Origin of the sequence: Pseudomonas sp. KBN10P06128 (assembly GCF_037574945.1) — a bacterium.
In the GTDB taxonomy this organism is placed as follows: domain Bacteria; phylum Pseudomonadota; class Gammaproteobacteria; order Pseudomonadales; family Pseudomonadaceae; genus Pseudomonas; species Pseudomonas aeruginosa.
This window is the reverse complement of the sequence record NZ_JBBELR010000001.1, coordinates 811,651-825,841: the sequence shown is the minus strand read 5'-3', so window position 1 is coordinate 825,841 and position 14,191 is coordinate 811,651. Positions and strand designations below refer to the sequence as shown.

Here is a 14,191-nt window from a genome sequence, read left to right as displayed (position 1 = left end):
TCGTTAGATGCAGCGTCATCCCGCAGCGGCGACACCCCTCCCGTGGCCGGGTCGGGGGTCGTCGCGGAGACTCAGCGGATCTCGCTGGGGGAGATGCCGTAGCGCTTGCGGAAAGCGATGGAGAAATGCGCCGGGCTGTAGCCCACCCGGTAGGCCACCGTGGAGACGTTCGCCTCTTCGTCGCAGAGCATCCGGTGCGCCTCGCGCAGGCGGTACTCCTGCAGGTAGCCGAATACGCTGGCGCCGAACACCTTGCGGAAGCCGGCGGTCAGCTTGCGCGGGTTCATGCCCACGCGGCTGGCCAGCGTGTCCAGCGACGGTGGTTCCTGCAAGGCGCCGACCAGCAGGTCGCGGGCGGCGTGGATGCGCTCGACCTCGGAGCAGGTGATGCGCGGCTCCTCGACGGGGCGCCCCTCGCCGGAAAGGAACTGGGCGCTGAGCGCGGCCAACTCCAGGGCCTTGCCGCCGAGGTAGAGATCGCGGGTCGGACCGAGCATCTGGCAGGTGGCGATCTGCGAGGCCAACGCCTGCATCGCCCGCGGCGCCGGGCAGCTCATGATCCGCGGATCGCCGCCGGAGCGGCGTATCAGTTGCTCGGGCAGCCAGCCGAGGCGGCTGTCCAGGGCTTCGACGCCGAGCTGGACGATGGTGTAGCGCAACGGCTTGTCGGTGCCGTAGATCTGCGCCGAGGTGAAGTCGCCATCGTTGGCGATGGTGCACAGGCTCGGCCCCTCGATGAGGTGCTCGGGCTGGCCGGGAATCCGGCAGCGCAACTGGCCGCTCTGCACGAGGATCAGGCGCAGGCCGCGCTCCAGCGGTTCCTCGAACCAGTCCTCGCTGGCCGAACAGAAGGTTCCGGTCACCAGCTTCATGTTCGGATCGATGTGCGCGACGCCGGGCCGGTTGCCCGGTGCCGGCGCGGCGGCATCGGCCTGTGGCGGAGCAATGATGGTGATGGTCATCAGGTTTTCCTGTAGCCCGGGCGCTGCCGACGCGGCGACGCCTTCCTGGATACGTGGGGGCAGGGGGACTTTTTAGCGGAGATGGACAAAGCGCCCTGCACTCCGCCCCTGCAGCGAATGAAAAAGCCCCGCAATCGAAAGGCGCGGGCTTGCGCGGTCCCTGCCGCCCGCCAATGATAATAAATCTCATTTCCCAGCAATGGCAATCGACCGCATCCACGGAGATCGCATGACTTCCTCGCCCGTCACCCCATCGGCCGTCGACGACGCCCCCGACTGGCCCGCCGCCTTCGTCCGCCGCTATCTCGACGCCGGCCACTGGCAGGACCAAAGCTTCGCCGAAGCCCTGGCCGCCAGCGCCGCGCGCCATCCGCGGCGGATCGCGCTCTGCGACGACGACCAGCGGCTCAGCTATGCCGACCTGCTCCAGCGCTGCCGCCGCCTGGCAGCCGGACTGCGCCAGGCCGGCCTCGCACATGGCGACACGGTAGTGCTGCACCTGCCCAACGGCATCGCCTTCGTCGAGACCTGCTTCGCCCTGTTCCAGCTCGGCGTACGCCCGGTGCTCGCCCTCCCCGCCCATCGCCAGCATGAGATCAGCGGTTTCTGCCGCTTCGCCGAGGCCAAGGCCTACATCGGCGCCGAACGGATCGACGGCTTCGACCCACGGCCGATGGCCCGTGAGCTGCTCGCCAGCGGCGCCTGCCGGATGGCGCTGATCCACGGCGAGGCCGAGGCGCCGCTGCAAGCGCTGGCACCGCTGTACCAGGCCGACGCGCTGGAAGACTGCGCCGCCCGCGCCGAGGATATCGCCTGCTTCCAGTTGTCCGGCGGCACCACCGGCACGCCGAAGCTGATTCCCCGGCGTCATCGCGAGTATCTCTACAACGTCCGCGCCAGCGCCGAGGTCTGCGGCTTCGACGAGCACACGGTGTACCTCACCGGGTTGCCGATGGCGCACAACTTCACCCTCTGCTGCCCCGGAGTGATCGGCACGCTGCTGGCCGGCGGCCGCGTGGTGGTCAGCCAGCGCGCCGATCCCGAGCATTGCTTCGCCCTGATCGCCCGTGAACGGGTCACCCACACCGCCCTGGTACCGCCGCTGGCGATGCTCTGGCTGGATGCCCAGGAAAGCCGCCGCGCCGATCTATCCAGCCTGCTTCTGCTCCAGGTCGGCGGCTCCAGGCTCGGCAGCAGTGCCGCGCAACGCGTCGAACCGGTGCTCGGCTGCCAGTTGCAACAGGTGCTGGGAATGGCCGAGGGGCTGATCTGCTACACCCGCCTGGACGATCCGCCCGAACGCGTGCTGCATACCCAGGGCCGGCCGCTGTCGCCGGACGACGAAGTGCGGGTGGTCGACGCCGAGGGCCGCGAGGTCGGCCCCGGCGAGGTCGGCGAACTGACCGTGCGCGGTCCCTACACCATCCGCGGCTACTACCGCCTGCCCGAACACAACGCCAAGGCCTTCAGCGCGGACGGCTTCTACCGCACCGGCGACCGGGTCAGCCGCGACAAGGACGGCTACCTGGTGGTGGAGGGCCGCGACAAGGACCAGATCAACCGCGGCGGCGAGAAGATCGCCGCAGAAGAGGTGGAGAACCTGCTGATCGCCCATCCGCAGGTGCACGACGCCACCGTCGTGGCGATGCCCGACAGCCTGCTCGGCGAGCGCACCTGCGCCTTCGTCATCCCGCGCCAGCCGGCGCCCTCGGCGCTGAAGCTGAAGCAATACCTGCACGCCTGCGGGCTGGCCGCGTTCAAGGTGCCGGACCGCATCGAGCTGGTCCCGGCCTTCCCCCAGACCGGCATCGGCAAGATCAGCAAGAAGGACCTGCGCGAGCGCCTGCGCCGCGAGCTGGAGGCCCGCGCATGAGCGCCGCCTGGGTCCGGCCGTTCCGCCTGACGCCGATGCCGCGCCTGCGCCTGGCCTGCTTCCCCCATGCAGGCGGCAGCGCCAGCTTCTTCCGTAGCTGGAGCGAACGCCTGCCGCCAGACATCGACCTGCTTGCCCTGCAGTACCCGGGTCGCGAGGACCGCTTCAACGAGGCGCCGACCACCCGCCTGGAGGACCTCGCCGACGGCGCCGCCCTCGCCCTGCGCGATTTCGCCGACGCGCCCCTGGCGCTGTTCGGCCACAGTCTCGGCGCGGCGCTGGCCTACGAAACCGCCCTGCGCCTGGAAAGCGCCGGCGCGCCGCTGCGCCACCTGTTCGTCTCCGCCCATCCGGCACCGCACCGGCAACGCGGCGGCGCATTGCACCGCGGCGACGAGGCGGTGCTGCTGGAGGACGTCCGCCGCCAGGGGGGCGCCAGCGAGCTACTCGAGGACGCCGACCTGCGCGCGCTGTTCCTGCCGATCCTGCGCGCCGACTACCAGGCGATCGAGACCTACCGACGGGCGCAGCCCATCGCCCTGGCCTGCGCCCTCGACGTCCTCCTCGGCGAGCACGACGAGGAAGTCAGCGCCGCCGAGGCGCAGGCCTGGAGCGACGCCAGCCGGACTCCCGCCAGGCTGCGGCGCTTTCCTGGCGGCCACTTCTACCTGAGCGAGAGGCGCGACGCGGTGATCGAGCACCTGCTGCGCCGCCTCGCACATCCCGACGCCCTTTCCCGAGAGGTTGCATGATGAAAACTCCCGAAGACTGCACCGGCCTGGCGGACATCCGCGAGGCCATCGACCGGATCGACCTGGATATCGTCCAGGCCCTCGGCCGCCGCATGGACTACGTCAAGGCGGCGTCGCGCTTCAAGGCCAGCGAAGCGGCGATTCCGGCGCCCGAGCGGGTCGCCGCGATGCTCCCCGAGCGCGCCCGCTGGGCCGAGGAAAACGGACTCGACGCGCCCTTCGTCGAGGGACTGTTCGCGCAGATCATCCACTGGTACATCGCCGAGCAGATCAAGTACTGGCGCCAGACACGGGGTGCCGCATGAGCCGGCTGGCGCCCCTGAGCCAGTGCCTGCACGCCTTGCGCGGCACCTTCGAGCGCGCCATCGGCCAGGCGCAGGCGCTCGATCGTCCGGTGCTGGTGGCGGCGTCGTTCGAGATCGACCCATTGGACCCGCTGCAGGTATTCGGTGCCTGGGACGACCGGCAAACGCCCTGCCTGTACTGGGAACAGCCCGAGCTGGCGTTCTTCGCCTGGGGCTGCGCCCTGGAGCTGCAAGGCCACGGCGAACAGCGCTTCGCCCGGATCGAGGAAAACTGGCAATTGCTCTGCGCCGACGCCGTGGTCGAGGGCCCGCTGGCGCCGCGCCTGTGCGGCGGATTCCGCTTCGATCCGCGCGGCCCGCGCGAGGAACACTGGCAAGCCTTCGCCGATGCCAGCCTGATGCTCGCCGGCATCACCGTGCTGCGCGAGGGCGAACGCTACCGGGTACTCTGCCAACACCTGGCCAAGCCCGGCGAAGATGCCCTGGCCCTGGCCGCCTACCACTGCTCGGCGCTACTGCGCCTGAGGCAGCCGGCCAGGCGCCGGCCCTCGGGGCCGACCGCTGGCGCGCAGGGCGACGCTTCGGCGCTGGAGCGCAGGCAATGGGAAGCCAAGGTGAGCGACGCGGTAAGCAGTGTCCGCCAGGGACGCTTCGGCAAGGTCGTGCTGGCCCGCACCCAGGCCCAGCCTCTCGGCGACATCGAGCCGTGGCAGGTCATCGAACACCTGCGCCTGCAACATGCCGACGCCCAGCTGTTCGCCTGTCGCCGCGGCAACGCCTGCTTCCTCGGCGCCTCCCCGGAACGCCTGGTCCGCATTCGCGCCGGCGAGGCGCTCACCCATGCCCTGGCCGGGACCATCGCCCGCGGCGGCGATGCCCAGGAAGATGCGCGGCTCGGACAGGCCCTGCTGGACAGCGCCAAGGACAGGCACGAACACCAGTTGGTGGTGGAGGCGATCCGTACGGCCCTGGAACCCTTCAGCGAGGTACTGGAAATCCCCGATGCGCCCGGCCTGAAACGACTGGCGCGAGTCCAGCACCTGAACACGCCGATCCGCGCCCGCCTCGCCGACGCAGGCGGCATCCTGCGGCTGCTGCAGGCGCTGCATCCGACCCCCGCGGTGGGCGGCTACCCACGCAGCGCGGCGCTGGACTACATCCGCCAGCACGAAGGGATGGATCGTGGCTGGTACGCCGCGCCGCTGGGCTGGCTCGACGGCGAAGGCAACGGCGATTTCCTGGTGGCGCTGCGCTCGGCCCTGCTCACGCCGGGCCGGGGCTACCTGTTCGCCGGCTGCGGTCTGGTAGGCGATTCGGAACCGGCCCACGAGTATCGCGAAACCTGCCTTAAGCTCAGTGCCATGCGGGACGCTCTGTCCGCCATAGGCGGCCTGGACGAAGTGCCCTTGCAGCGCGGCGTCGCCTGAAAACGAAGACCCCCTGCGGCCCGAGGGCGGCAGGGGGTCTTCGAAGGTCTGCCCGTGGCGCGGACGGGCCGCGCCGCAAGGGCGTCGCTTAGAACGGAATGTCGTCGTCGAAGCTGTCGTAGTCCTGGGCCGGTTGCGGCGCCGGTTGCTGCTGCGGGGCCGGACGCGACTGTTGCTGCGGGGCCTGCTGCGGGCGCTGCATGGGCTCGCGCGGGGCGCGCTGCGAATCGTCGCCGGAGGGGCGGCCGCCGAGCAACTGCATGTTGCCGTTGATGTCGACCACGATCTCGGTGGTGTAGCGATCCTGACCATCCTGGCCCTGCCACTTGCGGGTGCGCAGGCTGCCTTCGACGTAGACCTGGGAACCCTTGCGCAGGTACTCGCCGGCGATCTCCGCCAGGCGGCCGAAGAACACCACGCGGTGCCATTCGGTGCGCTCCTGTTGCTGGCCGGTCTGCTTGTCCTTCCAGCTCTCGCTGGTGGCGAGGGTGATGTTGGTCACCGCATTGCCGTTGGGCATGTAGCGGGTTTCCGGGTCACCACCGACGTTACCAACCAGAATGACTTTGTTAACCCCACGGGCCATGACGTTCTCCTAAGGTTCAGCATCCGCCCGGCGCGGCCTGGGCCAGGCGCTCGAGGGCGGTGCGATCCACTTGTTGGGTATCCACTTTGACATAGGCGGCGGCCTCCTCGGCCACCACCACGGCGTCTGCCACACCGGGCAACGCCCTGAATCGCTGGACCAGCACCGCGTCCTGCAGCGCGGCGGGCGCGAGCGGCAGGCGAATGCTGGTCACATAAGGCGGTTCGCGCATGGTAACAGCAATCGCCAGCCAGAGGGCAGCGAGCACCGCGCATCCGATGAACACCATGCTCAGCCCGCCGTGCTGGAACATCCAGCCGCCGAGGATGCCGCCCAGCGCCGCGCCGAGGAATTGGCTGGTGGAATACACCCCCATCGCCGTGCCCTTGCCGCCGGCCGGCGAGACCTTGCTGACCAGCGACGGCAACGAGGCTTCGAGCAGGTTGAAGGCAGTGAAGAACACCACCGTGCCGACCACCAGCATGGCCAGGCTGTGACCGAAGACCAGGAAGAACAGTTCGCAGGCCAGCAGGGTCGCCACCGCGCCGGTCAGCACGCGCTTCATGCGACGCTTCTTCTCGGCGTAGATGATGAACGGCACCATGCCGAAGAAACCGACCAGCAGCGCGGTCAGGTAGACCCACCAGTGCTGCTCCTTGGGCAGGCCACCCTCGTGCACCAGCGCCAGCGGCAAGGCGACGAAGCTGGCCATGAGGATGGCGTGGAGGATCAGGATGCCGGCGTCCAGGCGCAGCAGGTCGCCGTGCTTCAGGGTCGGCAGCAGGGCCTGGCGCGCCACGCTGGATTCGCGGTGCTGGGTCATGTGGTCCGGCTGTGGGACGAAGAACAGGATCAGCAGCAGGCCGACCAGCGCCATCCCGGCGGTGAACCAGAACAGCCCATGCAGGCCGAACAGATGGGTCAGCACCGGGCCGAGCACCATGGCCACGGCGAAGGAGACGCCGATGCTCATGCCGATCATCGCCATCGCCTTGGTCCGGTGTTGCTCGCGGGTGAGGTCGGAGAGCAGTGCCATCACCGCCGCCGAGATCGCCCCGGCGCCCTGCAGGACGCGGCCGGCGATCACCCCCCAGATGGAGTCGGCATTGGCCGCGAGGGCCGCGCCGGCGGCAAAGATCAGCAGCCCGACGACGATCACCGGGCGCCGGCCGATGCGGTCGGAAATGGTCCCGAAGGGAATCTGCAGGATCGCCTGGGTCAGGCCATAGGCGCCGATGGCCAGGCCGATCAGCGCCGGGGTCGCGCCGGCCAGGTCCTGGCCGTAGGTGGCCAGCACCGGCAGGACCATGAACATGCCGAGCATGCGGAAGGCGAATACCAGTGACAGCCCGACGGCCGCTCGCGTTTCGGTACCGCTCATCCGCTCAGTATGTGAGTCGTGCATAACACCCTCATGGAAGAAACCGCTGCAGGGCAAGGCCTCATGCCCCTGCCGATGGCGCCGCCGCCCGCTCCTGGGCGGCCGGGGCAATGCCCGCGCCGGAAAAATGCCGCGCATTCTACCAGTCCGCCCCCTCGCGGCACAGGCGCGCCACTTTGCCGCGCGCTAGCGGCCAGCCGTATAATCAGCGGTTTTCGCCCGCCATGCGAGGCCGCTGTGGATAAGATCCTGATTCGTGGGGCGCGTACCCACAACCTGAAGAACGTCGACCTCACACTGCCACGCGACAAACTGATCGTGATCACCGGTCTTTCCGGTTCCGGCAAGTCTTCCCTGGCTTTCGACACGCTCTATGCGGAAGGCCAGCGGCGCTACGTGGAATCCCTCTCGGCCTACGCCCGGCAGTTCCTGTCGATGATGGAGAAGCCGGACGTGGACACCATCGAAGGGCTGTCGCCGGCGATTTCCATCGAACAGAAGTCCACTTCCCACAACCCACGCTCCACCGTGGGTACGATCACCGAGATCTACGACTACCTGCGCCTGCTTTATGCCCGCGTCGGTACCCCGCGCTGCCCGGACCACGACATCCCGCTGGAGGCGCAGACCGTCAGCCAGATGGTCGACCAGGTCCTGGCCCTGCCGGAAGGCAGCAAGCTGATGCTGCTGGCGCCGGTGATCCGCGAGCGCAAGGGCGAGCACCTGGCGGTGTTCGACGAGATGCGCGCGCAGGGTTTCGTCCGCGCCCGGGTCGACGGCAAGCTCTACGAACTCGACGAAGTGCCGAAGCTGGATAAGCAGAAGAAGCACAGCATCGATGTGGTGGTGGACCGCTTCAAGGTTCGCGCGGACCTCCAGCAACGCCTGGCCGAGTCGTTCGAGACCGCCCTGTCCCTGGCCGACGGTATCGCCCTGGTAGCACCGATGGACGAGGACGAGGATGTCGAGGAGATCATCTTCTCGGCGCGCTTCGCCTGCCCGGTCTGCGGCCACTCGATCAGCGAGCTGGAACCCAAGCTGTTCTCCTTCAACAACCCGGCCGGCGCCTGTCCGACCTGCGACGGCCTCGGCGTGAAGCAATTCTTCGACGCGCGCCGGGTGGTCAATGGCGAGTTGACCCTGGCCGAGGGCGCGATCCGCGGCTGGGACCGGCGCAACGTCTATTACTTCCAGATGCTCGGCTCGCTGGCCCAGCATTACGGCTTCAGCCTGGAAGAACCCTTCGACGAACTCGGCGCCGAGCACCAGAAGGTGGTGCTCTACGGCTCCGGCCGGGAAAACGTCGACTTCCGCTATCTCAACGACCGCGGCGACATCGTCAAGCGTTCGCATCCCTTCGAAGGCATCCTGCCGAACCTTGAGCGGCGCTACCGCGAGACCGAGTCGGCCACGGTCCGCGAGGAGCTGGCCAAGTTCCTCAGCACCCAGCCCTGCCCGGATTGCCACGGTACCCGCCTGCGCCGCGAGGCGCGGCATGTGTGGGTCGGCGACCGGACGCTGCCGGCGATCACCGCGATGCCGGTCGGCGAGGCCTGCGAGTATGCCGCCGGACTCAGCCTGACCGGCCGCCGTGGCGAGATCGCGGCGAAGATCCTCAAGGAAATCCGCGACCGCCTGCAATTCCTGGTCAACGTCGGCCTCGACTACCTGACCCTCGACCGCAGCGCCGACACCCTGTCCGGCGGCGAAGCCCAGCGCATCCGCCTGGCCAGCCAGATCGGCGCCGGCCTGGTGGGAGTGATGTACATCCTCGATGAACCCTCGATCGGCCTGCACCAACGCGACAACGAACGCCTGCTCGGCACCCTCACCCACCTGCGCAACCTCGGCAACACGGTGATCGTGGTCGAGCACGACGAGGACGCGATCCGACTCGCCGACTACGTCGTCGACATCGGTCCGGGGGCCGGCGTGCACGGCGGCCAGGTAGTGGCGGAAGGTACGCCCGACCAGGTGATGAACCACCCCGACTCGCTGACCGGCAAGTACCTTTCCGGGCGCAAGAAAATCGCGGTTCCGGCCAAGCGCACCCCGCGCGATAAGAAGAAGCTGCTGAAGCTGAAAGGCGCCCGCGGCAACAACCTGCAGAACGTCAACCTGGAAATCCCGGTCGGCCTGTTCACCTGCATCACCGGGGTCTCGGGCTCCGGCAAGTCGACGCTGATCAACAACACCCTGTTCCCGATCACCGCCACCGCGCTGAACGGCGCGACTACCCTGGAAGTGGCGCCGTACGACTCGTTCGACGGCCTGCAGCACCTGGACAAGGTGGTCGACATCGACCAGAGCCCGATCGGTCGTACCCCGCGCTCCAACCCGGCGACCTATACCGGCCTGTTCACGCCGATCCGCGAACTGTTCTCCGGCGTGCCGGAGGCCCGCTCGCGCGGCTACGGTCCCGGCCGCTTCTCGTTCAACGTCAAGGGCGGCCGTTGCGAGGCCTGCCAGGGCGACGGCGTGATCAAGGTGGAGATGCACTTCCTGCCGGACATCTACGTTCCCTGCGACGTCTGCAAGGGCAAGCGCTACAACCGCGAGACCCTGGAGATCCGCTACAAGGGCAAGAGCATCCACGAGGTGCTGGAGATGACCATCGAGGAAGCCCGCGAGTTCTTCGACGCCGTCCCCGCCCTGGCGCGCAAGCTGCAGACACTGATGGACGTCGGCCTGTCCTACATCAAGCTGGGCCAGAGCGCGACCACCCTCTCGGGCGGCGAGGCACAGCGGGTCAAGCTGTCCCGCGAGCTGTCCAAGCGCGACACCGGCAAGACCCTGTACATCCTCGACGAACCGACCACCGGCCTGCACTTCGCCGACATCCAGCAACTGCTCGACGTGCTCCACCGCCTGCGCGACCACGGCAACACCGTGGTGGTGATCGAGCACAACCTGGACGTGATCAAGACCGCCGACTGGCTGGTCGACCTCGGTCCCGAGGGCGGCTCCAAGGGTGGTCAGATCATCGCCAACGGCACGCCGGAGCAGGTGGCCGAGATGCCCCAGTCGCACACCGGCCACTTCCTCAAGCCGCTGCTGGAACGCGATCGCGCCTGATTGCCGGGCGCTCATGAAAAAGCCCCTGCGGCCGTGAGGCGCAGGGGCTTTTTCGTATCCGCGGGGTAGGGTCAGATCTGCGATTGCAGGTAGTTCTCCAGGCCCATCCTGGCGATCAGGCCAAGCTGTTGCTCCAACCAGTAGGCGTGGTCTTCCTCGGTGTCGGCCAACTGGGCCTTGAGGATGTCGCGGCTGACGAAGTCCTTGTGCTGCTCGCAGAGGGCGATGCCCTTGGCCAGCGCGGCGCGGACATGGCGCTCGAGCTTGAGGTCGGCCTCGAGCATCTCCGGCACCGTGGTGCCCGGGTGGATATCGTCGGGACGCATGCGCGGCGTACCTTCGAGCAGGAGGATACGGCGCAGCAGGGCGTCGGCATGCTGGGTCTCCTCCTCCATCTCGTGGTTGAGGCGCTCGTAGAGCTTGCTGAAGCCCCAGTCCTCGTACATGCGCGAGTGGATGAAGTACTGGTCGCGCGCGGCCAGCTCGCCGGTCAGCAGCGTGTTGAGGTAATCGATGACTTCCGGATGGCCTTGCATCGGGGGGCTCTCCCTGGAGAAAACTAGGAATCTAGCCGCATATGCTCCCGGCTCCGCCTGATCCGGGTCAAGCCAATGCAGATAAAAAAGCCCCCTTCCTAGGAAGGGGGCCGGGGGCCTCATCAGGCCATCAGTCCAGCTTCAGGCCGAGGGCGTCGGCGACGCCTTTGCCGTAGGCCGGATCGACCTTGAGGAACAGGCCGATCTGGCGACGCTGGATCTGTTCCGGTACATCGCGGATGTCTTCGGCGATGTTGGCGAACAGCCGCTGCTTCTGCTCGTCGGTGAACAGATGGAACAGCGCGGCGGGCTGGCTGTAGTAGTCGTCGTCCACCCGGTGGTTCCAGTGGTCCGCCGCGCCCTCCAGGCTCAGCGGCGGCTCGGAGAAGTCAGGCTGCTCCTGCCACTGGTTGAAGCTGTTCGGCTCGTAGGTGACGCGCTGATGGGCGTTGTTGCCGTCCACCCGCATGCCGCCATCGCGGTGGTAGACCTGGTGCGGGCAACGCGCGGCGTTCACCGGGATCTGGTGGTGGTTGACGCCCAGGCGATAGCGATGGGCGTCGCCGTAGGAGAATAGACGGCCCTGGAGCATCTTGTCCGGCGAGAAACCGATACCGGGCACCACGTTGGCCGGCGTGAAAGCGGCCTGCTCGACCTCGGCGAAGTAGTTGTCCGGGTTACGGTTCAGCTCGAAGAAGCCCACTTCGATCAACGGGTAGTCACCGTGGGGCCAGACCTTGGTCAGGTCGAACGGGTTGTAGCGATAGGTGGCCGCTTCCTTCTCGGGCATGATCTGCACGTACATCTTCCAGCGCGGGAAGTCGCCTTTCTCGATGCTCTCGTACAAGTCGCGCTGCGAACTCTCACGGTCCTGGGCGATCACTTCGGCGGCCTCGGCGTTGGTCAGGTTCTCGATGCCCTGTTGGGTCTTGAAGTGGAACTTGACCCAGAAGCGCTCGTTGTTCGCATTGATGAAGCTGAAGGTATGGCTGCCGAAACCATGGATGTGCCGATAGCTCTTCGGCAGGCCGCGGTCGCTGAAGTCGATGGTCAACTGATGCAGCGACTCGGGGAGGTGAGAGAAAAAGTCCCACTTGAAGGTCGCATTGCGCAGGTTGGTGCGCGGGTCACGCTTCACCACGTGGTTGAGATCGGGGAACTTGAGCGGGTCGCGCAGATAGAACACCGGGGTGTTGTTGCCGACCAGGTCCCAGTTGCCCTGCTCGGTGTAGAAACGCATGGAGAAGCCGCGGATGTCTCGCTCGGCATCCGCCGCGCCACGCTCACCGGCGACGGTGGAGAAGCGCAGGAACATATCGGTCTTCTTGCCGACCTGGGAGAAGATCTTCGCCCGGGTGTAGGGGGTGATGTCATGGGTGACGGTGAAGGTGCCGTAGGCCGCGGAGCCTTTCGCATGCATGCGTCGCTCGGGGATCACTTCGCGATCGAAGTGGGCGAGCTTCTCGAGGAACCACACGTCCTGCAGCAACATCGGGCCACGCGGACCGGCGGTCTGCACGTTCTGGTTATCGACCACCGGTGCGCCAGCGGCAGTGGTCAGGCGGGTCTTCTCTTCCATTTACTCTCTCCTCAACGGCTAACGTGCTATGAAGCGAAGCGGCTACACGGAAATCATCAGCGTGGACCAGGGATTGGCGGAGGACAACCTGTCGGCTGAACCAAGCGCCCTTTGCATTGATCTCGCTTATCCGAACGTAGCTTTTCGTAAAAGCAGGTTAAGGATGAATGACAGCCCTCCCACAATCCAATTTATTAAAGACAGCGAGCCGATAGATAAAAACTTTAAGGCAGGTAATAAAAAACCGGGCCTGGGCCCGGTTTCTTGTGCAGCAGATGCCTTATTCGGCAGCTTCTACGACTTCACCGCCGACAGGACGATCAACCAGCTCGACGTACGCCATGGGGGCGTTGTCGCCAGCGCGGAAACCGCACTTCAGGATGCGCAGGTAGCCGCCCGGACGGTTGGCGTAGCGCTTGCCCAAGTCGTTGAACAGCTTGCCAACGGCAGCTTTCGAACGGGTACGGTCGAAAGCCAGGCGACGGTTGGCGACGCTGTCTTCCTTGGCCAGGGTGATCAGCGGCTCGGCAACGCGACGCAGTTCCTTGGCCTTGGGCAGGGTGGTTTTGATCAGTTCGTGTTCGAACAGCGACACCGCCATGTTCTGGAACATAGCCTTGCGGTGCGCGCTGGTGCGGCTCAGGTGACGACCACTTTTACGATGGCGCATGGTTCAATTCCTTTCCAAACTTTACGTTCGGTAGTTACGACGATCAGGCAGTGGCCTTGTCGTCTTTCTTAAGACTTGCCGGCGGCCAGTTATCGAGGCGCATACCGAGGGACAGACCACGGGAAGCCAGAACGTCCTTGATTTCGGTCAGGGACTTCTTGCCCAGGTTCGGCGTTTTCAACAGCTCCACTTCGGTGCGCTGGATCAGGTCACCGATGTAGTAGATGTTTTCCGCCTTCAGGCAGTTGGCCGAACGTACGGTCAGTTCCAGGTCATCGACCGGGCGCAGGAGGATCGGATCGATCTCGTCTTCCTGCTCTTCAACGACGGGTTCGCTGTCGCCCTTGAGGTCCACGAACGCTGCCAGCTGCTGTTGCAGGATGGTAGCGGCGCGACGGATAGCCTCTTCGGGATCCAGAGTGCCGTTGGTTTCCAGGTCCAGGACCAGTTTGTCCAGGTTGGTGCGCTGCTCGACACGGGCGTTTTCCACCACGTAGGAGACACGACGGACCGGGCTGAACGATGCGTCGAGCTGCAGACGGCCGATGCTGCGGCTTTCGTCTTCATCGCTCTGACGTGCGTCGGCAGGCTCGTAGCCACGGCCACGAGCTACCTTCAGCTTCATGTTCAGCGCGCCGTTGTCTGCCAGGTTGGCGATAACGTGGTCACCGTTGATGATCTCAACATCGTGATCCAGCTGAATATCGGCAGCAGTCACAACACCCGAGCCCTTCTTAGCCAGGGTCAGCGTCACTTCATCACGACCGTGCAGCTTGATGGCCAGACCTTTCAGGTTCAGCAGGATCTCGATTACATCTTCCTGCACACCTTCGATCGCCGAGTACTCGTGGAGTACGCCGTCGATCTCGGCCTCGACCACTGCGCAGCCAGGCATGGAGGACAACAGGATGCGACGCAGCGCGTTGCCCAGGGTGTGACCAAAACCACGCTCGAGAGGCTCGAGCGTGATCTTGGCGCGGGTTTGACTGACCACCTGCACATCGATGTGGCGGGGGGTCAGGAACTCATTTACCGAACTCTGCAT

The 14,191-nt window shown here is 66.4% G+C and carries 12 protein-coding genes; 5 read left to right on the top strand and 7 right to left on the bottom strand.

The features are described from left to right. Positions 1-71 precede the first annotated feature (71 nt). Positions 72-962 (bottom strand): pyochelin biosynthesis transcriptional regulator PchR, encoded by an 891-nt coding sequence (pchR, locus tag VQ065_RS03925; protein ID WP_003093649.1) that lies wholly within the window; start codon positions 960-962, stop codon positions 72-74. Between the two features lie 229 nt (positions 963-1,191). On the opposite strand from pchR, the gene pchD reads away from it, so the two are divergent. The 4 genes from pchD to pchA are packed head-to-tail and all read left to right on the top strand — an operon-like array spanning position 1,192 to position 5,319. Next, positions 1,192-2,835: a pyochelin biosynthesis salicyl-AMP ligase PchD gene (pchD, locus tag VQ065_RS03920; protein WP_003093650.1), complete on the top strand. Its 1,644-nt coding sequence runs from the start codon at positions 1,192-1,194 to the stop codon at positions 2,833-2,835. Continuing rightward, positions 2,832-3,587 carry a pyochelin biosynthesis editing thioesterase PchC gene (pchC, locus tag VQ065_RS03915; RefSeq protein ID WP_003093651.1) on the top strand — a complete coding sequence of 252 codons (756 nt, stop codon included), beginning with the start codon at positions 2,832-2,834 and terminating at the stop codon, positions 3,585-3,587. Before pchD ends, pchC begins: the two co-directional genes overlap by 4 nt. Continuing rightward, entirely contained in the window at positions 3,587-3,892 is a 306-nt protein-coding gene (gene pchB, locus VQ065_RS03910) for an isochorismate lyase PchB (RefSeq protein ID WP_003106950.1), read from the top strand. The genes pchC and pchB overlap by 1 nt, the downstream gene beginning before the upstream one ends. Next, complete coding sequence (gene pchA, locus VQ065_RS03905) at positions 3,889-5,319, top strand: isochorismate synthase PchA (RefSeq protein ID WP_003093658.1); 1,431 nt, start codon at positions 3,889-3,891, stop codon at positions 5,317-5,319. The genes pchB and pchA overlap by 4 nt, the downstream gene beginning before the upstream one ends. Positions 5,320-5,407: 88 nt before the next feature. Here pchA and ssb read toward each other — a convergent pair whose 3' ends face one another. Together ssb and VQ065_RS03895 are read right to left on the bottom strand one after the other, a co-directional pair. Then, complete coding sequence (gene ssb / locus VQ065_RS03900) at positions 5,408-5,905, bottom strand: single-stranded DNA-binding protein (RefSeq protein ID WP_003114685.1); 498 nt, start codon at positions 5,903-5,905, stop codon at positions 5,408-5,410. A 16-nt stretch (positions 5,906-5,921) separates the two neighbouring features. Beyond that, positions 5,922-7,310, bottom strand: coding sequence for an MFS transporter (locus VQ065_RS03895; protein WP_003103910.1), 1,389 nt, complete (start codon positions 7,308-7,310; stop codon positions 5,922-5,924). Between the two features lie 213 nt (positions 7,311-7,523). Between VQ065_RS03895 and uvrA the strand changes: the two genes are divergently transcribed. Next, positions 7,524-10,361 (top strand): excinuclease ABC subunit UvrA, encoded by a 2,838-nt coding sequence (uvrA, locus tag VQ065_RS03890; protein ID WP_003093663.1) that lies wholly within the window; start codon positions 7,524-7,526, stop codon positions 10,359-10,361. A 71-nt stretch (positions 10,362-10,432) separates the two neighbouring features. On the opposite strand, the gene bfr is transcribed toward uvrA, so the two are convergent. From bfr to VQ065_RS03870, 4 genes are all read right to left on the bottom strand, one after another. After that, positions 10,433-10,897 (bottom strand): bacterioferritin, encoded by a 465-nt coding sequence (gene bfr, locus VQ065_RS03885; RefSeq protein ID WP_003093668.1) that lies wholly within the window; start codon positions 10,895-10,897, stop codon positions 10,433-10,435. Between the two features lie 130 nt (positions 10,898-11,027). Next, complete coding sequence (gene katA / locus VQ065_RS03880) at positions 11,028-12,476, bottom strand: catalase KatA (protein WP_003103909.1); 1,449 nt, start codon at positions 12,474-12,476, stop codon at positions 11,028-11,030. 280 nt (positions 12,477-12,756) lie between these two features. After that, positions 12,757-13,146, bottom strand: a complete 390-nt coding sequence (gene rplQ, locus VQ065_RS03875; RefSeq protein WP_003093672.1) for a 50S ribosomal protein L17 — start codon at positions 13,144-13,146, stop codon at positions 12,757-12,759. A 43-nt stretch (positions 13,147-13,189) separates the two neighbouring features. Beyond that, positions 13,190-14,191, bottom strand: a complete 1,002-nt coding sequence (locus VQ065_RS03870) for a DNA-directed RNA polymerase subunit alpha (protein ID WP_003093675.1) — start codon at positions 14,189-14,191, stop codon at positions 13,190-13,192.